The sequence below is a fragment of the Kribbella sp. CCNWLW201 genome (assembly GCF_037203805.1).
In the GTDB taxonomy this organism is placed as follows: Bacteria; Actinomycetota; Actinomycetes; order Propionibacteriales; family Kribbellaceae; genus Kribbella.
On the sequence record NZ_JBBCBQ010000015.1, the window covers coordinates 70,186 to 89,004 of the forward strand.

The following is an 18,819-nucleotide window of genomic DNA, read 5'->3' on the forward strand; positions in this document are numbered from 1 at the left end:
CCGAGTAGGTTTGAGGCCGCCGGAGGAGCTCCTGACCCGGATCCTGCTCCCTCCGGCGGCACCGTAGGCTGACCTCGACCGATCAGACGAAGGAGCAACGACCGTCATGCCGACCTCTGTATCCCTGCCGGCCCTCGGGGAGAGCGTCACCGAAGGAACCGTCACCCGCTGGCTCAAGCAGGTCGGCGACACGGTTGCCGTCGACGAGCCCCTGCTGGAGGTCTCGACCGACAAGGTCGACACCGAGATCCCCTCGCCGGTGGCCGGCACCCTGCTCGAGATCAAGGCCGCCGAGGACGAGACTGTCGAGGTCGGCGCCGAACTCGCCGTGATCGGCGACGCCGGCGAAAGCTCCGGCTCCGCCCCAGCCGAGGCCCCCGCCGAGCAGGCCCCAGCTGAGCAGGCCGCGCCTGCCCAGGAGGCTCCCGCCGCCGAGGCTGCCCCGGCTCAGCAGGCTCCGGCCGCCGAAGCCGCACCGGCCCAGCAGGCCCCAGCCGCGGAAGCCGCACCCGCTCAGGACGCTCCAGCTTCTGCTCCGGCCGAAGCGGCCGCATCGGCACCCACCGGTGGTGGCTCGGGTACGCCGGTCACCCTTCCGGCACTGGGTGAGAGCGTCACCGAGGGAACAGTCACCCGCTGGCTCAAGCAGGTAGGCGACGACGTAGCAGTCGACGAGCCCCTCCTCGAGGTCTCCACCGACAAGGTAGACACCGAGATCCCCTCGCCGATCGCCGGCAAGCTCCTCGAAATCAAGGTCGCCGAAGACGAAACCGTCGAGGTAGGCGCCGAACTGGCCATCGTCGGCTCCGCCGACGCCGCCCCAGCCTCCGCCCCCGCGGCACCCGCCGAAGCTCCCGCTGCCGCCCCAGCCGCACAGGCCGCACCCGCCGAAGCTCCGGCCGCCCCCGCGGAGGCCCCGGCAGCCGCCCCGGCTCCGCAGGCTGCACCAGCCCCGGCCCAGGCTCCGGCCGCTGCCCCGGCTCAGGCTCCGGCCGCCGCTCAGGCTCCGGCCCCACAAGCCGCGCCCGCACAGGCCCCCGCCCCCTCCCAGGCACCCTCGGCCCCGGCGGCTTCCCCCAACGGCTCCTCCTCCGAGGGCCCGAACTACGTCACCCCGCTGGTCCGCAAGCTCGCCGCCGAGCACCAGGTCGACCTCAACGCCGTCCAGGGCACCGGCGTCGGCGGCCGGATCCGCAAGCAGGACGTCATCGCCGCCGCCGAGGCCCAGAAGGCCGCCGCGGCAGCAGCCCCCGCCGCGGCTCCGGCAGCTGCCTCCGCACCGGCCGCCGCCAAGCCGGCGACGATCAGCCCGCTGCGCGGCACCACCGAGAAGATGAGCCGGATCCGCAAGGCGATCGCCAGCCACATGGTCAACTCGCTGAAGGTCTCGGCCCAGCTGACCACCGTGGTCGAGGTCGACGTCACCGAGATCGCCAAGCTGCGGAACGCGAAGAAGGCCGAGTTCGAGGCCCGCGAGGGCGTCAAGCTGTCCTTCCTGCCGTTCTTCGCCCTGGCCGCGGTCGACGCGCTGAAGCAGTACCCGAAGCTGAACGCGTCGATCGACGACGAGGCCGGCGAGATCACCTACCACGCAGCCGAGCACCTCGGCATCGCCGTGGACGTGGAGAAGGGCCTGATGGTCCCGGTCGTGCACAACGCCGGCGACCTGAACATCGCGGGCCTGGCCAAGAAGATCGCCGACCTGGCCGAGCGCACCCGGACCAACAAGGTGCTCCCGGACGAGATGGCCGGCGGAACCTTCACCATCACCAACACCGGCAGCCGCGGCGCGCTGTTCGACACGCCGATCCTGAACCAGCCGCAGGTCGGCATGCTCGGGACCGGCGCCGTGGTCAAGCGCCCGGTCGTGATCACCCACCCGGAGCTCGGCGAGACGATCGCGATCCGGCAGATGGTGTACCTGGCGCTCACCTACGACCACCGCCTGGTCGACGGCGCCGACGCGGCCCGCTACCTGACCGCCGTCAAGCAGCGCCTCGAAGAGGCTCAGTTCGACGTCTGATCCGAACACCGGCGCCGGCGTCCGTCCACCTTTCCGTGACGGGCCCGGCGCCGTTTTCGTTTCCGCCCGGGCACAGCGTCGGCAGATGATCCTCAAGGAGCAAGCAGGATGAAGTACGTGCTGGCCGGCGCCTCCGGCTTCCTCGGTACGGCGCTCGCCCGCGACCTGACCGCCGACGGCCACGAGGTCGTCCGCCTGGTACGTCGTACGCCCACCAAGCCGGACGAAGTCCGCTGGGACCCGGCCCGCGGTGACCTCGATCCGGCCGCCCTCGGCGAGCCCGATGTCCTGGTCAACCTGGCCGGCGCGAACATCGGCCGCCCGTGGACCCCGACGTACCGGTCGGTGCTTCGCGAAAGCCGGGTCAGCACGACGAGCACCCTGGCGAACGCCGCCGCCCAGCTCGAGGGACGGCCGACGGTGATCACCCAGAGCGGCATCGGCGGATACGGCCTGGACTGCGGCGACCGCATCCTCACCGAAGACTCGGAACTCGGCGACGGCTTCCTCGCCGAGGTGGTCCGCGTCTGGGAAGGCGCCCTCGAACCGGCCCGCGCAGCCGGCTGCCGCGTCGCCTCCGTCCGCACCGGCGTCGTCCTCGACCGCAAGGCCCCGGCGTTCCAGTTGCTGGTCCTCCCCTTCCGCCTCGGTCTCGGCGGCCGCATGGGCCCCGGCACCCAGTACTTCCCGCTCCTCTCCCTCACCGATTGGCTCCGCGGCGTCCGCTTCATCGCCGAACACGACACCCTCAGCGGGCCGATCAACCTCGTCATCCCGCACCCGGCCACCAACCAGGAATTCACCGAGGCCGTCGCCACCGCCCTTCACCGCCCGGCGTTCGTCCCCATCCCGGCCTTCGCCATGAAGGCAGTCCTCGGCGAATTCGCCTGGGAGCTCCTCGGCAGCAACCGAGCCCTCCCCACCCGCCTCCAAGCCCAAGGCTTCACCTTCCACCACCCCACCGCCCAATCAGCCGTCTCCGCCGCCCTGACCTCCTGACTCACCGCGACCGACCAGGCCGGCGGCATCACGCAATGAGGGCCAGGCCGCCTGGTCTCACGGCCGCATCTTCGGAAGGAAATTGCCACCAGTTGGCACTGATCTTCCGAAAAGCAACCTCAGCTCCCGCGCGGCAGACGGAGTCTGGCCGGTACCGCGTTGGACGGGCAGGCACAGGTGATCGCCGCTCGGTTGCGGCGACAGGTGCGCCGCAGGCGCGACCAGGCCGAGCTCTGGCTGGGCGCAGCGGCTGCCAACTCGAGCGCTCCACGGGTTGGCACGTCAAGCGCACATCCGGCTGTCAGGCGGTGGTTATGGAGGCTATTCGCCAAGGGGTGGTGGTTGGGCGTGGATGGGATTTGGTGAGGGTGATTCGGCGGGTTGTGGGGGTGGCGGGTGGGAGGCGGGTTGTGGTGCCGGTGGGGTCCATGGCTTGGCCTGCTGTCAGGTGGTCGACTGTTCTGAGGACGACGGTTGACTGGGTTTGGCTTTCAACGGTGGTTTTGTCGATGCGGATCTTGAGGCCGCGGACACGGATCTGGTGTTTGCGGTAGGTCGTCAGGAGGGCTCGATCGGCTGTCCAGGGCTCGGAGCCGGGCACGTAGATGGTGTCGAGCAGGGCGAGATCGAGTGTCCAGAACGCTTGTGCGCGTTGGGTGTCGAGAGCTTGTAGCGTTCGCGTCCACTCCCCCGTGTCCACACGTGCCGGCTGCTTTGACGCGGTCGGGCGTTGTGGGGTTGGAGATTGTGATGGTTCGGTGCGGTCGGCGGCTGCCGCTGTTCCAGCTGGGTTGTCGAGGACACCGACTGTCAGCAGCCCGAGGATGAGCACGACCACCGCCCCGAATCCGACAGCGGCCAGCACGCCGTACGCCGGGTGAGCTGGGCGCATCGACCGCTTCCAGCGCGCGTTCCTTCGGTGCCACGGACGACGACGGCGCCGCGACGGCCTGCCCGGCGGCGTGGCGGCGGCCTGCGAGCCAGAGCTGACGGAGGTGCCTGAGGTGAGGCGCGTCAGGGGGTTGATGGGCGTGGGAGTCCGGCGGGTGACTTTGGGCAGGAAGGACTTGCGGCGTTTGCGTTTGGTGGTTGCGCGAGGTGGCTTGGGCGAGGGTGGTTGGGGCGGGGTGGGTTGAGGGGTGGCTGCGGTCGACGGTGTTGTTGGGAGTGGGGTCAGGGGCACGCGGGCGCGTTCGATCGGATCGTCTGTAGTTGGCGGCTTTGTGGTTGGGCGCGGGCGGGGTGGGGTCGTGGAGGTCGACCCGCTGCTCGTTGGGTCGCCACCTGTGCCTTTGGTGAAGGCGAGGTCGATGGGGATAGGGGTCGTGAGAGCCAGCAGCTCGTGAGGGTCGGTCGTGGCGAAGAGGTCAGGGGTGAAGACGGTGGGGTCGCCGCCTGACTGGTGGGCGACGGCGGCCAGGGCGGTCAGATCGTCAGTAGGTGTGGTGGGGCGCTCGTGGATGTGGAGCACCGCGTCGGTGAGGACGGGCCGCCCATCCGCGTCGAACATGATGTTGGCGGGAGTGACCCGGCCGTGGGCGAGGCCGGTGCGGTGGAGGTGATCGAGGGCTTCGGCGAGTGGGCTCAGGAGCGTGACGAGTTCGCCTGCGGTCAACGGTCCGCGGCGACTGAGTAATGCGGTCAGCGTGCCGGCGACGACGTACTGGCTGAACAGGAGCCACTCGGTGCCAGTCTCGCGGACCACCTGGAGGTGTGCGAGGTGGGGGTGGTCGATGCGTTGCAGGATGGTGAGGTCCTCACGGAGCTCCTCCGGGTGTGAGATCGCTGTGGTCGGGACGCGTTTGAGCACGGCGTTGCGGCCGGAAGCGCGGTCGCGAACGAGCCAGACAGTGCCGGCCGATCCGGACCCGAGCTTCCGGCGCAGGCTGTAGCCGGCGATGTCTTCGAGTGCCATGCCCTAGAGAGTGCACGAATCGCGACCACCGCCCCCGAAGTTATCCACAGGCCGCCGCGTGCGACCGGCGTACGACGGTGGGCTGTGGACGGCGGCGTACGACGGGTCGAAGGGCCGCATACACTCGGGGGCGTGAGGGACATCAGGTATGTGGAGGCCGGGTTCGGTGCCGGCGCGGTGGACTACGAGACCGCGTGGGCCGAGCAGCGGCGCCTGCACGCTGAAGTTGCCGAGGGCACCGGTGCGGACACGGTCATCCTGCTCGAGCACCCACCGGTGTACACGGCAGGCAAGCGGACCGAGCCGCACGAGCGGCCGGTCGACGGGACGCCGGTGGTGGACGTCGACCGCGGCGGGAAGATCACCTGGCACGGTCCGGGCCAGCTGGTGGGCTACCCGATCGTGAAACTCGCCTCACATGTGTACGTGGTCGACTACGTACGGCGGCTGGAGGAAGCGCTGATCGCGGTCTGCGCCGAGCTCGGCGTGAAGACCGGGCGGGTCAAGGGGCGCAGCGGGGTCTGGGTGGCGTCGGACGATCGCGGCCGGGAGCGGAAGATCGCGGCGATCGGGATCCGGGTCGCCCAGGGCGTGACGATGCACGGGTTCGCGCTGAACTGCGACAACGACCTGGGCTGGTTCGACCGGATCGTGCCGTGTGGCATCTCGGACGCCGATGTGACCACGCTCTCCAAGGAACTCGGGCGGGACGTGCCGGTGACGGAAGTGCTCGAGCCGGTACGGCGGCATGTCGACCGGATGCTGGCCTGGGACGAGTACGAGCGGACTCCGGACATCGGCCACGAGGAAGAGCCGACGGCGATTACTTACGGGCTGACCGTCTGAGACGTTGCTGCCCTGCCAGGAGGGGTTCGGCCAGGAAGCGTTTGCCTGTGGGCGCCCTCCGCGCCTTCTGACGGGTTGCGAAGTGTCTGCGGGGTGTGACGCCAAAACGTCGCTACCTTGGGGTTGTGTCCAAATTTCTTGGGTTCTTGCTCGGGGTAGCCGTCGCGCTGGCCGGGCCGGCGGTGTTCGGAGTTCTCGCTGCCCCGGGGGGTATCGAGCTCAATGCGAAGGGGATGGCGCTTGCCTTCGGCATCGGCGCGCTGATCTTCTGGACCGTGGTGTCGTACTTCTCCGGTGCCGGTGCGCTCGGTGCGTTCGCCGCGTTCGGCACGCTGATCTACTGCTGGCTTTGGATCCCGAACCGGACCACGAACTTCCTCAACGACGTGCCCGGGGTGACCACCGGGATGATCGAGGGGTCCAAGCAGTACACGCTGAACGGCGTCGTACCGATCCTCACGGTGATCTCGCTGGTCTACGCGATCCAGCTCATCGTGCAGAGTGTGCAGCGCCGGCGGCGCGAGCGCGCGGAGGCCGAGCGGCTGCAGCGCGAGCAGGAAGCCGCGCAGGCGCAGCAGGAGGCCGAGGCGGCCGCGCTCTACCCGGTTGCCGGGAGCACCTATCCGGCCGAGGGCGGCGGGTACGCCGGTTCGTTCGGGAACAGCAACCGGTACGACGATCTGTTCGACGAGGACCCGGAGCCGGTCCGGCCGCGGAGTCAGGCGGACGAGCAGACCTCGCAGTTCCCGGTCTCGGCGCCGGAACAGACCGCACAGTTCCCGGGTCCCGACGCAGCCGACGACGATGCCCAGGGCAACGACTACAGCGACGACACCGTGCTGGTGCCGACCGACCGCGACGAGACGACACAGGTACCGGTCGAGACCGACGAGACCGTGCAGGCGCAGACCGCTCCCCCACAGCCCGCCGCCGAAGAGCAGCCGACCGTCGCGGCAGAGCAGAAGCCGACGCCGCAAGAGCAGCCGACCGCCAAGCCGGATGACGAGCAGACCGTCGCTGCACCCGTCGCGACGGCCGGGCAGCCAACCGCCGAGCCCGATGACGAGCAGACCGTTGTCGCACCCGTTGGGGCGGACCAGCCGACAGTTGCCGCGCCGGTCGCGGCGGATGAGCAGCCGACCGTGGCAGCACCCGTTGAGCCTGCGGCCGCGGCTCCGGTGGAGACCGAGCAGCCGACTGTGGTGGCTGAGAAGCCGGACGAGCCTCGGCAGGAGAAGAAGGACGCTGACGGTGGTCAGCAGGCCATGGTGGCTGCGCCGGTGACGTACTCCAAGGACCAGGCTGCACCAGTGGTGGAGGCCAAGGAGCAGGCTGCACCCACGAAGGCGGCGGCGCCTGTGACTCAGGAGCAGATGGGGCAGCAGTATCGGGAGCGGATGGAGGACCCGGAGGACACCGGGGAGTTCTTCATCAGTGCGTTCGAGAACCCGAACCAGGTGAGCATCCGGCCGGCTGGAGCTTGAGCCTCACGCGACGTGCATGCGCTGGACCTGATCGCGGCGGGCGTGCTCGGCGAAGGCTTCGTCGTACGCCGCGGTCGCCATCTGCAGCACGTCCGAGGCCATCTGCGCCCGCGGCGACTCGGTACTCCAGGCCAGCATCAGCTTCCGGTGGATCGGGTCGCCGACCAGCGTGCGGGTGGTGACGTCGCTGGAGAGCATCCGGTACGACGTCGGTGAGATCAGCGCAACGCCCTGACCGCTGGTCACGAACCCCATCAGCACCGAGGTGTCCACCGAGTGGTGCTCCACCTTCGGCTGGAACCCGGCCTGCTCGCACGCGGCCCGGAACAGGACGTGGAACCCGCTGTCGTCCGGCGGCTCCCCGATCCACTCCTCCGCCGACAACGCGGACAGCTCGATCTCACCGCGATGCCGCGACGCGATTGCCAACGGGTGGTCGGCGGCCATCACGACGTACGCCGATTCGGACTCGACGACCGTGCAGAACTCGACCCCGCCCGGCAGCCGCAGCTCGAACCCGGGGAACTCCCGCAACAGCGCGAAATCGAGCCGGCCGCTCTCCAGCTGCTGCAGCAGCACGCTGGTGGACCACTCGACCTCGATGCTCACCTGCTCGATCTCACCGTGCTCGCGCAGCCGCGAAGCGATCCCGGACATCGGCGCGGTCGGGAATCCACCGAGCCGTACGGCGCTGGACTCGACCGCGGTCATCGCGGACACGGTCGCCGACAGGTGATCGACGTCGACCAGGATCGCCCGGGCGCGATCGACGGCGTAACGGCCGAGTGCGGTCGGGGTGACGCCGGTGCGGGAGCGTTCGAACAGCTCACCGCCGAACGCGGCCTCGATCCGCTTGAGCTGGGCGGTCAGGCTCGGCTGGCTGACCTTGAGCCAGCGGGCGGCCCGTCCCACGGACCCCGCTTCAGCCACCAGGACCACCACCCGCAGATGGCGCAGCTCGACGTTCATGCGTTGGATGGCGTGGAAGCCCCACTGTTGAGGGCGGCGAGGAACGCCATCTCCCTCCCTTCAGATTCTGTCGGTTGGGTCGGGTAGCGTCTTCACCGGTTGCGATAGCCAAGCAACCGGCAACTTGCAGGACCAGCAACAACCGCGGCCGGGCGGGCCGTGGCAGCGCGGGGAGCCTTCTTGCGCAGTAAGGCACGGCTGTGAACCGCGAACCTCAACCCGCAAGGGTTGGAATCCCCTGCCCTCAGGCGGTGGGAGGACGTCAAGCGTTGAGACCGTAGTCCAGATCAACGCACAGCACACAGGTATTGCACATTGCGGTTTCGTCACAGCCCGGCCGAATCCTGTAACGCTCGACCGGGCTGTGACGATGAATCACCCAGCCTCGAGGGCCAATGCCTCTCGGTAGCCGAGGCGGCGGCCGGTCTGGAGCAGCGTGCGCTCGTAGAGGCGGGCGCCGAGGCGGACGATCAGCACGGTCGCGGCGAGCAGGATCGCGATCGCCAGCAGCGGCTGCCAGATCGGCACCTTTTCGGTAAGCATCCGCCCCGGCATCGCCATCGACGACGCGACCGGCACGAACGACGCGATCGTCTTGGCGGACGACCCGGCGAACACCGAGAAGAAGAACGGGATCATCAGGATCATCTGGCCGGGCAGCGTGGTCGACCCGAGATCCTCCTGCCGGGTGGCCAGCGATCCGGCCACCGCCCACAGCCCGGCGAGCGCGACGAACCCGAGGACGAAGAGCACCACGAACCAGCCGGCCACCGGCGCGACCACCTGCAGGATGTCGAGCTGGTCGGTCGCGACCAGGCCGATCACCGACGCCCCCGCGATCACCACGATCTGCGAGAGCGCGAGCGCGGTGTTGCCGAGCACCTTGCCCCACAGCAGTGCCCGGATCGGTACGGCGGCGGCCAGGATCTCGACGACCCGGCTCTCCTTCTCCTGGACGACGCTCTGCGCGATCATCATGCCGAAGCCGAGCGCGGTCATGTAGAACACCAGCGCGAGCCCGATGTTGACGAAGTCGGCCACGACATCCGGCAACGGTCCCGGCTTCAGCAGCTCCAGCTGGACCTGCGTGCCAGCGCGAAGCTGCTCAGGCGTGAGACCGGCGCGCGCCGCGTTCTGCTCCATCCCGAGGTTGGCCGCGGCTTCGCGCAGTGCGCGCTCCAGTCCGGAGTCGACCCGGTCCTTGCCGAGGACGACGTACCCGTCGGTGCCGGGCAGTAGCGCCGCCTTGACGTCGCCAGCGGTGACGAGTTTCTCGGCCGCCGGGCGATCGGCCGCGCGGGTGACCTCGAAGCCGTCGTCGCTCTTCGCCTGCTGGACCACCTGAGCCCCGGCGTCGTCGATCACGGCGACCTTGTCGGGGCCGCCGTTCCCCGCGAGCAGCGCCGGGATGATCACCGCGGCCAGGACCAGGACGAGCATCACCGCGGTCGAGACGAGGAACGTCTTGTCCCGCAGCTTGGTGGTGATCTCGCGCTCTGCGATCAGCATCCAGGGACGGTCGAGAGTACGGTCGTTCATCGGGTCGCCTCCCGGAAGACGTCGCTCAGTGCCACTCGTTCGGGACCGAACTCGAGGACCGGCCCACGGGTGATCGACTGCTGGAGCACCTGCTGCGCCACCGCTTCGTCCTCGACGTCGAAGAGCGCCGTACCGCCGGCGACGTCGCGCACCTCGATGCCGCGCACGTCGCGCAACCAGCCCGCGTCGCCGTCGACCACCAGCTTGTAGGTCAGGGACGGCCCGGCGGCCAGGTCGGCAACGGGGCCGGCGGCAACGACCTTGCCGCGGGACAGTACGACGAGGTCGTCGCAGAGCCGCTCGACCAGGTCGAGCTGGTGGCTGGAGAACAGCACCGGAACCTCGGTCGTCACCTCTTCGCGGAGCAGGTCGACCATCGCGTCGACCGCGAGCGGGTCGAGACCGCTGAACGGCTCGTCCAGGACCAGCGCGATCGGCTCGTGCACCAGCGCCGCCGCGATCTGCACCCGCTGCTGGTTGCCGAGCGACAGCGTCTCCAGTACGTCGGTCGCCCGCTCACCGAGCCCGAGTCGCTCGAGCAGTTTGTCGACGCGCTCGCCCGCCCGGATCGGGTCGAGCCCGTGCAGCCGGCCGAAGAACACCAGTTGGTCGCGGATCTTCATCTTCGGGTACAGCCCGCGCTCCTCCGGCATGTAACCGAAGTCACGCCGGGTCGCCTGGGTCAGCGGCCCGTCGTTCCAGCGCACCTCGCCCGCGGTCGCGGCGAGGACGCCGAGGATGATCCGCATCGCCGTCGTCTTACCGGCGCCGTTGGCTCCGACGAACCCGGTCATCCGTCCCGGTACGACGTCGAAACTCACGTCGTCCAGCGCCAGCTGTTCCCCGAACCGCCGGGTCAATCCAGCCACGCTCAGCATCCGTCACCGTTCCATTCACCTCGGCCCCCTCGGCCAGGCCCACGCCTAACCGCTTTCAAAGTTAGTGAAACGGTGCCCACTCAGACGTCGGCCCCCAGGGTGATCACGCAGGTCATCCGTGCGGCGGACCTGGTCACCACCTGAGGGCCTGGCCTGGCTATTTCAAGGTGTCGGAGTCACCTTCCATCGCTTCGACCGCGCCGAGCAGGCTGCGCAGTCCGATCTCCTCCCGCTCGACGTCGGCCGGATCCTCGGTCCACTCGCTCGCCGGCAGTACGGCGTGACTGGACTGGACCATGGTCAGATCGGCCTCGACCTCGGTCTCGAGCTCATGCAGGAAGTCGCCGCTCACGACGGGTTCCACTCGCCGTAGTGGATCCGGCCGAGGGTGGCCTCGCCGGTCGGGACCAGCGAGTCCTCGACCAGTTCGGAGCCGAAGTAGGTCGCCTTCGGGTCGGTGATCACCTGGCGCGGGTCGCCGAGCTCGGCGAGTGCCTTCCGGAAGAACTCGTCCATCCGGTAACGGTCCGGCCCGGCGATGTCCTTGCGGCCGTTCAGCGGCTCGCCGACCGCGACCTTGGCGACCTGGTCGGCGACGTCGTCACCGGCCATCGGCTGCCAGGCCACCGGCGCGACGTGCACCCCGTCCGCCTGGGCCGAAGTGTCCGCGATGGCCTTGACGAACTCGAAGAACTGGGTCGCGTGCACCAGCGAGAACGGGACCCCGGACTCCTTGATCAGGTTCTCCTGGGCGATCTTGGCCGCGAAGTAGCCGTTGTCCGGCATCCGCTCGGTGCCCACGATCGACACCGCGACGTGGTGTCCGACCCCGGCCTCCTTCTCCGCGGCGAGCTGGTTCGAGGTGGACGTGGTGAAGAAGTCCATCACCGCCTGCGGCTCGAACGACGGCGAGTTCGATACGTCGACCACCACCGAGGCGCCCGCCACCGCCTCGGCCAGGCCCTCGCCGGTGAGGGTGTTCACCCCGGTGTTCGGCGACGCCGCGACGACCTCGTGTCCGTGCGCCTCGAACCGCCGTACCAGCTTCGAACCGATCAGCCCCGTGCCACCGATCACCACGATCTTCACAGCCACTCTCCTGTCCCCGGGCACCCCACTGGCGACCCGTCGCCAGCTAAGACAGGACAGCCCCCGGTCTTGTGACCGTCACAAATCGCGGGGCTGCGCTGTCTTGGCTGGAGACCGCACGACCGGGAGGACAAGGAACGTTGCCCACTAGCCGCTTCAGGATCCGGATGACGGCCCGGCCGATCGACGAGCCGCACCGGACCGCGAGCCCGCTGGAACTGCTGTTCGACCTCACCTTCGTGGTGGCGGTCGCCGCGGTGACGGCCGAGCTCGCGCACAGCATCGCCGACGGTCACCCCGGCGTGGTCGAGTTCCTGCAGGTGTTGTTCGCGATCTGGTGGGCCTGGATGAACTTCACCTGGTTCGCCTCGTCGTACGACACCGACGACGTCCCGTACCGGCTGCTCACGATGGTCCAGATGGCCGGTGTGCTGGTCTTGGCCGCCGGAGTCCCCGCTGCGGCGGCCGAGTCCGACTACAGGGCCGTTCTGTTCGGGTACCTGATCATGCGGATCGGTCTGGTCGGGCAGTGGCTACGCGCCGCCTACGAAGACCCGGACCGTCGTCGTACGGCGCTTCGCTACGCCAGTGGGATCGCGATCCTCCAGGTTGGGTGGCTGCTAGCGGTATTCCTCGCCGACCTGGCCCTGCCGTTGTTCGTCGTACTGGTCGTGCTGGAGCTCGCAGTACCGCTGTGGGCCGAGCGAGTCCGGCACACGAACTGGCATCCGCATCACATCGCCGAGCGGTACGGCCTGTTCGTGATCATCCTGCTCGGTGAGAGCGTGCTCGCCGCCAGCCGAGGCGTCCAGAAAGCCATCGCCGACGGTGAGGTCGGCAGCGCCTTCATCCTGGTGTCCGGCGCCGGACTGGTCCTGCTCTTCGCACTCTGGTGGCTGTACTTCCTGCACCCCGCCGGCGACGGCCTGAGCGAGCGCCGGGCCTACTCGTATCGGTGGGGCTACGGTCATTACCTCCTCTTCGCCGCCCTGGCCGCCGTCGGCGCCGGGCTCGAGGTCGCCGTCGAGGAGGCCGCCCATCACACAACCTCGACGGCCGTCGGCTATGCGGTCGCGATCCCGGTCGCGGTGTTCCTGCTCATGCTCTGGCTGGTGCACGCGCCGATCCTCGAGCCGCCGGTCACCAAGCCGGCCATGATCCTGGGCAGCGTCGCGCTCGTGCTGCTGTTGCCGTTGGTACTTCCGCCGGTCGCTGTCGTCGCGGCAGTCGCGGGCGTCGCCGTACTGATCGTCGCCGTCGTGCTCGCCCGCGGGAATCAGCTGGCGTCGTCGCCCGGGGTCACCAGGCCGCATTCGTAGGCGAAGACGACGGCCTGGACTCGGTCTCGCAGGCCGAGCTTGAGCAGCACCCGGGAGACGTGGGTCTTGACGGTGGCTTCGCCGACGTACAGCTGGTTGGCGATCTCGGTGTTGGTGAGGCCGCGGGCGATCAGGCCGAGGACCTCGCGTTCGCGGTCGGTCAGTTCCTCGAGCAGGTCGGGGCGATAGACGCGCTCGCCGCCACCGGTGAACCGCTTGATGACACGCCTGGTCACCTCAGGGGCGAGCAGGGCGTGACCGTGGTGCACCACTTGGATCGCGTCGACCAGGTCCTCCGGCGCCGTGTTCTTCAGCAGGAACCCGCTGGCCCCGGCGCCGAGTGACTCGAACAGGTAGTCGTCCCGGTCGAACGTGGTCAGGATGACGACCTTGCCGGCGTCCGCCGCGACGATCCGCTGGGTCGCGGTGATCCCGTCCATCCCGGGCATCTGGACATCCATCAGTACGACGTCCGGCCGCAGCGCGAGAGCGAGTTCGATCGCCTTCTCACCGTCCGATGCCTCACCGACCACCTCGATGTCCGGCTCGACCGACAGGATCATCCGGAACCCGGCCCGGACCAGATCCTGGTCGTCCACCAACAGCACGCGCATCGGGGCGGTCCCACTCATCGACGTCCTCGCTTCGCTCCGGGCGCCGATGAGGCACAAGTCAGACTGCGCTTGATGGTGAACTCGCTGCGCTCGTTCACTTGTCTCCTCCGGTCAAGGGGCGGTTCTGCGGGTCGAGCGGGATCCGGACGCGGACCCGGAAGCCGCCGACCGGGCGAGGGCCGATCTCGGTCTCGCCGCCGAGGAGACCGACCCTCTCACGGATCCCGACGTGGCCGAGCCGGCTCCCGACCGGCGCGTGCTTCGGCCGGCCGTCGTCGATCACCTCGAGCTCGACCGACTCACCGAGATAGCGCAGTGTGATGTGTGCGCTACGGGCGGTCGAGTGCCGTCGTACGTTGGTCAACGCCTCCTGGGCGATCCGGTAGACCGAGACCGAGACTGTCTCCGGCAGCTGGACCGGGTGGCCGATCTGGTGGAACCCGACCGACAGGCCCTCACCGTTCACGTCCGCGATGAGCGCGGGCAGCCGGTCGGCGCCGGCTTGCGGGGCCTTGCCGGCCGGGGACTCGAGGTCGAGGTCGGGATCGGCCGCGCGGAGCATGCCGAGGAGCTGGCGCATCTCGTTCACCGCGGTGCGGCTCGAGTCCTCGATCACGCTGAGCGCGTTCTTGGCGGCCTCCGGGTCGGTCTCCATCACTCGGCGGGCACCGCCGGCCTGGACGCCGATGCTGCTGATGTGGTGCGCCACGACGTCGTGCAGCTCACGCGAGATCCGGAGCCGCTCGTCGATCACCGCGCGCCGCGCGTTGGCCTGCTGCTGAGCGGCGAGCTCGATCGCCTGCTGCTCCAACTCGTACCGCTGCCGTGCGGTCCCCCACGCCGTACGTCCCCAGAAGTAGGCGCCGAAGAAGTAGAGCACGTTGAGCGCGAGCGTCAGCACGACGCCGGAGATGTACGGCGACAGCACGCCGTCGTTCGGGCCTTGCATCTCGTCGTTCCGCAAGGCCCGGATGAACCCGATCACGAGCCAGCTGAACATCCCGATGAAGACCACGCCGACAGTGGCCTTCATCAGCCGCCGGTCCCGCGCCCAGGCGACCGCCGCGTAGATCGCCATGAACTGGGTCGCCTGGGTGACCAGGTTGCTGGCGAAGGAGAAGGTCGCCCGTTCGCCGTTGACGACGAACAGGACGGACACCACGAGCAGTACCGGGATCGGCCAGCGGCGCCGGAAGCACAGCGGCAGCGCGACGGCCGCGCTCAGCACGTAGGGCTCGACGCCGCCGATGCCGAGATCGACCTGGTTCGGCGCCACGCCGCGGGCCAGCTCGGTGCCGATCACGCCCACGACCGCCATGCCCAGTCCGAGCAGGACGTCGTACTTCTGCTCCTTGGCCGTCGGTCCCGGCCTGACCCAGCCCCGGACGGTCGTCCCGGTCGCCGGCGGTGTGCCAGGTTCGGACACCGTTTCCTCCCCGGTACGACGTTCCGGCGGGGACTCGGCCGTGGTCGACATAGTCCATCAGCCTAAGGCCTGATCGCTGCTGTCCGAGGGACGCGTACCCTTGAGGGCGTGACGATCGCCCCAGAAGGACGGAAACTGCTCAGGCTCGAGGTGCGCAACGCGGAGACCCCGATCGAGCGCAAACCCGAGTGGATCAAGACCCGGGCGAAGATGGGCCCGGAATACCAGGCACTGCAGAAGCTGGTGAAATCCGAACAGCTGCACACGGTGTGCCAGGAAGCCGGTTGCCCGAACATCTTCGAATGCTGGGAGGACCGTGAGGCCACCTTCCTGATCGGTGGCGACCAGTGCACCCGGCGCTGTGACTTCTGCCAGATCGACACCGGCAAGCCGGAGGCGCTGGACCGCGACGAGCCGCGTCGGGTCGCCGAGTCGGTCCGGACCATGGGCCTGCGCTACGCGACCGTGACCGGCGTGGCCCGCGACGACCTCGACGACGGCGGCGCCTGGCTGTACGCCGAGACGATCCGCCAGATCCACGAGCTCAACCCGGGCACCGGCGTCGAGATGCTCGCGCCCGATTTCAACGCCGTACCCGAGCAACTGGCCGAGGTGTTCTCGTCAAAGCCCGAGGTGTTCGCGCACAACGTGGAGACGGTGCCGCGGATCTTCCGCCGGATCCGGCCCGGGTTCCGCTACGAGCGCTCCCTGAACGTGATCACCCAGGCCCGCGACTACGGCCTGGTGACCAAGTCAAACCTGATCCTCGGCATGGGCGAGACCCGCGAGGAGGTCAGCCAGGCGCTCCGCGACCTGTACGACGCCGGCTGCGAGATCATCACCATCACCCAGTACCTGCGCCCCTCGGTGCGGCACCACCCGGTCGAGCGGTGGGTCCGGCCCGAGGAGTTCGTGGAACTGAACGACGAGGCCGAGCAGATCGGCTTCGCCGGAGTCATGTCCGGGCCGCTCGTGCGTTCGTCGTACCGGGCCGGTCGGCTGTACCGTCAGGCTGTGGAGTCGCGGATGAACGCCGCGAACCAGACCGCGTAGGACCACAAGGGAACACGGACAAAGGTAGAGATGGCCAAGAACGACGCGCCCGCCGAGAAGACCAGCCGGCTCAAGCAGATCCGGTCGGCGTACCAGCTGACCAAGAAGTCCGACCCGAAGGTCGGACTGGTGCTCGCCGGGATCTTCCTCGGCATCGTCGCCGTGTTCGTCGCGCTCGCCATCCTGGTCGGGCCGTTGCTGGTCTGGCTGCCGCTGGGTATCGCGCTCGGCTTCCTGGCCGCCACCATCGTCTTCGGCCGCAAGGTGGAGAAGGCGGCGTACAGCCAGATCGAGGGCCAGGCCGGCGCGGCCGCGTCCGCGCTGCAGACGCTGCGCCGGGGCTGGAACGTGACGCCCGCGGTCGCGGTCACCAAGAATGCCGACATCGTGCACCGGGTGGTCGGCCGGCCGGGCATCGTGCTGGTCGGTGAGGGCCAGGCGAGCCGGGTGAAGAACCTGCTCCAGGCCGAAGGCAAGAAGCACACCCGGGTCGCGGGGGGCGCGCCGGTGATCCAGATCGTCGCCGGTCAGGGCGAGGACGAGATCGACATCCGCAAGCTGACCAAGCACGTGATGAAGCTGCCGGCCGCGCTGCAGCCGTCCGAGATCACCGACCTGCTGCAGCGGCTGAAGGCGCTGGACGCCGTCCGCCCGCAGGTGCCGATGCCGAAGGGCCCGGTCCCGTCGAGTCTCAAGGGTGCCCGGCAGGCCATGAAGGGCCGCTGAGGGGCGCTGAGCCCTCTCTCTGGGTGAGACGCCGGTAACCCGGCGGGCGCTCAGCAGTTGATCTGTCGTGACGTGGCACGAGTGTGCCTTCGTGTCGCGCTGTGGGGTGGGGGTCGGGCCTTAAGGTGCGACCAGGACAGATCGAGACACGAGGTAGACGTTTATGACGGATCTTTTGCCGAGGGTGCACCAGCCGGTGGCTGACACGTGGCCCTCGCTGGCCCGGCCGCGGTCGAACCCGGTCCGCCGGGCCGGCGCGATGGCCGCGATCCGTCTGATCGCCAAGGATCTGCCGGCCACGATCCACCTGGACAACAACCGCTCGTACGGCCTGGGCGGCCCGGCGATGCGGGTGCACCGGAGCGCCGCCTTCCTCGACCGGCTCGGCCAGGACGCCGGGTCCGGCTTCGGCGAGGCGTACCTGGCCGGCGACTGGGATCCCGAGCCGGGCACCGACCTGGCCGACCTGCTGGTCCCGTTCGCCGAGCGGTTCAGCAACGAGGAGACCCGGCACCTGCTGCCGAAGTGGGCCCAGTCGCTGCGCTGGCTGGTGACCCGGTCACAGCCGGGCGACCAGGAGAACGACCGGGCCGGCGCCCGGGAGAACGTCAGCCGCCACTACGACCTGAGCAACTCGATGTTCTCCGAGTTCCTCGACCCGACCCTGACCTACTCGGCCGCGTACTTCGGTGACGCTGCCACGGCCGACCTTGCGACCGCGTCGTACGACGAACTGACCCAAGCGCAGCTGAACAAGCTCGACTCGATTCTCGACGCGGCCGGGGTGGTGTCCGGATCGCGGGTGCTCGACATCGGCTGTGGCTGGGCGAGCCTCGCGATCCGCGCGGCCCAGCGTGGTGCCTGGGTCACCGCGATCACGATCGCGTCGCAGCAGGCGTTGCTGGCGCAGCGCAAGATCGCCGAGGCCGGGGTGAGCGACCGGGTACAGGTCGCGCTGCGCGACTACCGCGACCAGATCGGCGAGTTCGACGCCGTACTGAGTGTGGAGATGATCGAGGCGGTCGGCGAGAAGTACTGGCCGGTGTACTTCGACGCGATCGAGCGGCGACTCGCGCCCGGCGGGGTCGGCGTGGTGCAGGCGATCGTGATGCCGCACGAGCGGATGCTGGCCACCCGGAACACCTTCACCTGGGTGCAGAAGTACATCTTCCCCGGCGGCCTGATCCCGTCGATCAAGGTGATCGAGGACATCACCGCCGAGCACACCGGTCTACGCGTCGACGTGATCCGGCACCTCGGCGCCGACTACGCCCGGACGCTGCGGATCTGGCGCAACCGCTTCAACGATCGCTGGGACGCCATCGGCGACCTCGGTTTCGACCACACCTTCCGCCGGATGTGGGAGTTCTACCTCGCGTACTCTGAGGCCGGCTTCCGCACCAACTACCTCGACGACGTCCAGCTCCGCCTCACCAGGCGCTGACCCCGGTACGACGCTCTATCGGCGTACGACGACTGTGTTCGCTGCCCGGTCGTGCAGGCCTCGGCGGTCGCGGTCGTAGACGACGGCGGGGATGAGCAGGCAGATCAGCAGAGACCGGATCACGCCTGCGAGTAGGCCGGGCTGGGTCGTGTAACCGGCGCTGCCGGGGCGGACCGCGATGACCCGGATACCGCAGACCCGGTGACCGATCGTGCTGCCGGCCAGGCCGGTCAGGATCGCGGTCATCGCGAAGAAGGTGACCAGCTGGGCGGTGCTGTAATCGCTGCCGCCGGCCCACATCGGCTTGGACGTGATCGCGGACGCGACCAGGCCGGCGATCACCCAGTCCAGGAACAGCGCGAGCACCCGGCGGCCCCAGCCCGAGACCGAGCCCGGACCGTCCTCGGGCAGCCCCAGCCGATTGCCCGGAAACCGGAATTCTTCGGAGGGTCCTGTGCCGGGCTTTGCCGATGATGCCATGATGGCTAGCCTACG

General features: G+C 69.1%; 17 protein-coding genes. 8 read left to right on the plus strand and 9 right to left on the minus strand.

The annotated features are described in order from the left end of the window. Positions 1-106 precede the first annotated feature (106 nt). Positions 107-2,023 carry a 2-oxoglutarate dehydrogenase, E2 component, dihydrolipoamide succinyltransferase gene (gene sucB / locus V9K99_RS39550; protein WP_337009741.1) on the plus strand — a complete coding sequence of 639 codons (1,917 nt, stop codon included), beginning with the start codon at positions 107-109 and terminating at the stop codon, positions 2,021-2,023. A gap of 108 nt (positions 2,024-2,131) precedes the next feature. After that, positions 2,132-3,022: a TIGR01777 family oxidoreductase gene (locus V9K99_RS39555; protein WP_337009743.1), complete on the plus strand. Its 891-nt coding sequence runs from the start codon at positions 2,132-2,134 to the stop codon at positions 3,020-3,022. A 301-nt stretch (positions 3,023-3,323) separates the two neighbouring features. Here the strand turns inward: V9K99_RS39555 and V9K99_RS39560 are convergent, their stop codons facing one another. Continuing rightward, positions 3,324-4,937, minus strand: coding sequence for a protein kinase domain-containing protein (locus V9K99_RS39560; protein WP_337009745.1), 1,614 nt, complete (start codon positions 4,935-4,937; stop codon positions 3,324-3,326). 132 nt (positions 4,938-5,069) lie between these two features. On the opposite strand from V9K99_RS39560, the gene lipB reads away from it, so the two are divergent. Both lipB and V9K99_RS39570 read left to right on the plus strand, forming a co-directional pair. Continuing rightward, positions 5,070-5,783, plus strand: coding sequence for a lipoyl(octanoyl) transferase LipB (gene lipB / locus V9K99_RS39565; protein WP_337009747.1), 714 nt, complete (start codon positions 5,070-5,072; stop codon positions 5,781-5,783). Between the two features lie 125 nt (positions 5,784-5,908). Continuing rightward, a complete protein-coding gene (locus V9K99_RS39570) occupies positions 5,909-7,267 on the plus strand; it encodes a hypothetical protein (RefSeq protein WP_337009749.1) in 1,359 nt (452 codons plus the stop codon). 3 nt (positions 7,268-7,270) lie between these two features. Here V9K99_RS39570 and V9K99_RS39575 read toward each other — a convergent pair whose 3' ends face one another. The 5 genes from V9K99_RS39575 to V9K99_RS39595 form a co-directional block, all read right to left on the minus strand. Continuing rightward, positions 7,271-8,236 carry a LysR family transcriptional regulator gene (locus V9K99_RS39575; RefSeq protein WP_337009751.1) on the minus strand — a complete coding sequence of 322 codons (966 nt, stop codon included), beginning with the start codon at positions 8,234-8,236 and terminating at the stop codon, positions 7,271-7,273. 375 nt (positions 8,237-8,611) lie between these two features. Further along, positions 8,612-9,775, minus strand: a complete 1,164-nt coding sequence (locus tag V9K99_RS39580; RefSeq protein WP_337009753.1) for an ABC transporter permease — start codon at positions 9,773-9,775, stop codon at positions 8,612-8,614. After that, positions 9,772-10,653, minus strand: coding sequence for an ABC transporter ATP-binding protein (locus V9K99_RS39585; protein ID WP_337009755.1), 882 nt, complete (start codon positions 10,651-10,653; stop codon positions 9,772-9,774). Before V9K99_RS39585 ends, V9K99_RS39580 begins: the two co-directional genes overlap by 4 nt. A gap of 157 nt (positions 10,654-10,810) precedes the next feature. Continuing rightward, complete coding sequence (locus V9K99_RS39590) at positions 10,811-11,017, minus strand: hypothetical protein (RefSeq protein ID WP_337009757.1); 207 nt, start codon at positions 11,015-11,017, stop codon at positions 10,811-10,813. Further along, the gene (locus tag V9K99_RS39595) at positions 11,002-11,742 is read right to left on the minus strand and encodes an SDR family oxidoreductase (protein WP_337009759.1); all 741 of its coding nucleotides are present in this window, start codon (positions 11,740-11,742) and stop codon (positions 11,002-11,004) included. Before V9K99_RS39595 ends, V9K99_RS39590 begins: the two co-directional genes overlap by 16 nt. Before the next feature lie 167 nt (positions 11,743-11,909). On the opposite strand from V9K99_RS39595, the gene V9K99_RS39600 reads away from it, so the two are divergent. Next, a complete protein-coding gene (locus V9K99_RS39600) occupies positions 11,910-13,061 on the plus strand; it encodes a low temperature requirement protein A (protein WP_337009761.1) in 1,152 nt (383 codons plus the stop codon). Here the strand turns inward: V9K99_RS39600 and V9K99_RS39605 are convergent. Both V9K99_RS39605 and V9K99_RS39610 read right to left on the minus strand, forming a co-directional pair. Continuing rightward, complete coding sequence (locus V9K99_RS39605; RefSeq protein ID WP_337009762.1) at positions 13,019-13,693, minus strand: response regulator transcription factor; 675 nt, start codon at positions 13,691-13,693, stop codon at positions 13,019-13,021. The genes V9K99_RS39600 and V9K99_RS39605 overlap by 43 nt on opposite strands. A gap of 76 nt (positions 13,694-13,769) precedes the next feature. Beyond that, complete coding sequence (locus V9K99_RS39610; protein WP_337009764.1) at positions 13,770-15,152, minus strand: sensor histidine kinase; 1,383 nt, start codon at positions 15,150-15,152, stop codon at positions 13,770-13,772. 57 nt (positions 15,153-15,209) lie between these two features. On the opposite strand from V9K99_RS39610, the gene lipA reads away from it, so the two are divergent. The 3 genes from lipA (at position 15,210) to V9K99_RS39625 (ending at position 18,324) form a co-directional block, all read left to right on the plus strand. Beyond that, the gene (lipA, locus tag V9K99_RS39615) at positions 15,210-16,154 is read left to right on the plus strand and encodes a lipoyl synthase (RefSeq protein ID WP_337009767.1); all 945 of its coding nucleotides are present in this window, start codon (positions 15,210-15,212) and stop codon (positions 16,152-16,154) included. A gap of 30 nt (positions 16,155-16,184) precedes the next feature. Then, positions 16,185-16,880 carry a DUF4191 domain-containing protein gene (locus V9K99_RS39620; RefSeq protein WP_337009769.1) on the plus strand — a complete coding sequence of 232 codons (696 nt, stop codon included), beginning with the start codon at positions 16,185-16,187 and terminating at the stop codon, positions 16,878-16,880. A gap of 196 nt (positions 16,881-17,076) precedes the next feature. Further along, positions 17,077-18,324, plus strand: a complete 1,248-nt coding sequence (locus tag V9K99_RS39625; RefSeq protein WP_337009771.1) for a cyclopropane-fatty-acyl-phospholipid synthase family protein — start codon at positions 17,077-17,079, stop codon at positions 18,322-18,324. A gap of 15 nt (positions 18,325-18,339) precedes the next feature. Here V9K99_RS39625 and V9K99_RS39630 read toward each other — a convergent pair whose 3' ends face one another. After that, on the minus strand, positions 18,340-18,804 hold the full coding sequence (locus V9K99_RS39630; protein WP_337009773.1) for an RDD family protein: 465 nt from the start codon (positions 18,802-18,804) through the stop codon (positions 18,340-18,342). Positions 18,805-18,819: the final 15 nt, after the last annotated feature.

What these genes read in the sequence shown, in the direction of transcription:
- V9K99_RS39575 (WP_337009751.1), bottom strand. Translation starts at nt 8,236, where the DNA reads ATGAACGTCGAGCTGCGCCATCTGCGGGTGGTGGTCCTGGTGGCTGAA.
- V9K99_RS39560 (WP_337009745.1), bottom strand. Translation starts at nt 4,937, where the DNA reads ATGGCACTCGAAGACATCGCCGGCTACAGCCTGCGCCGGAAGCTCGGG.
- V9K99_RS39600 (WP_337009761.1), top strand. Translation starts at nt 11,910, where the DNA reads ATGACGGCCCGGCCGATCGACGAGCCGCACCGGACCGCGAGCCCGCTG.
- V9K99_RS39555 (WP_337009743.1), top strand. Translation starts at nt 2,132, where the DNA reads ATGAAGTACGTGCTGGCCGGCGCCTCCGGCTTCCTCGGTACGGCGCTC.
- V9K99_RS39585 (WP_337009755.1), bottom strand. Translation starts at nt 10,653, where the DNA reads ATGCTGAGCGTGGCTGGATTGACCCGGCGGTTCGGGGAACAGCTGGCG.
- sucB (WP_337009741.1), top strand. Translation starts at nt 107, where the DNA reads ATGCCGACCTCTGTATCCCTGCCGGCCCTCGGGGAGAGCGTCACCGAA.
- V9K99_RS39610 (WP_337009764.1), bottom strand. Translation starts at nt 15,152, where the DNA reads ATGTCGACCACGGCCGAGTCCCCGCCGGAACGTCGTACCGGGGAGGAA.
- V9K99_RS39580 (WP_337009753.1), bottom strand. Translation starts at nt 9,775, where the DNA reads ATGAACGACCGTACTCTCGACCGTCCCTGGATGCTGATCGCAGAGCGC.
- V9K99_RS39605 (WP_337009762.1), bottom strand. Translation starts at nt 13,693, where the DNA reads ATGAGTGGGACCGCCCCGATGCGCGTGCTGTTGGTGGACGACCAGGAT.
- V9K99_RS39620 (WP_337009769.1), top strand. Translation starts at nt 16,185, where the DNA reads ATGGCCAAGAACGACGCGCCCGCCGAGAAGACCAGCCGGCTCAAGCAG.
- V9K99_RS39630 (WP_337009773.1), bottom strand. Translation starts at nt 18,804, where the DNA reads ATGGCATCATCGGCAAAGCCCGGCACAGGACCCTCCGAAGAATTCCGG.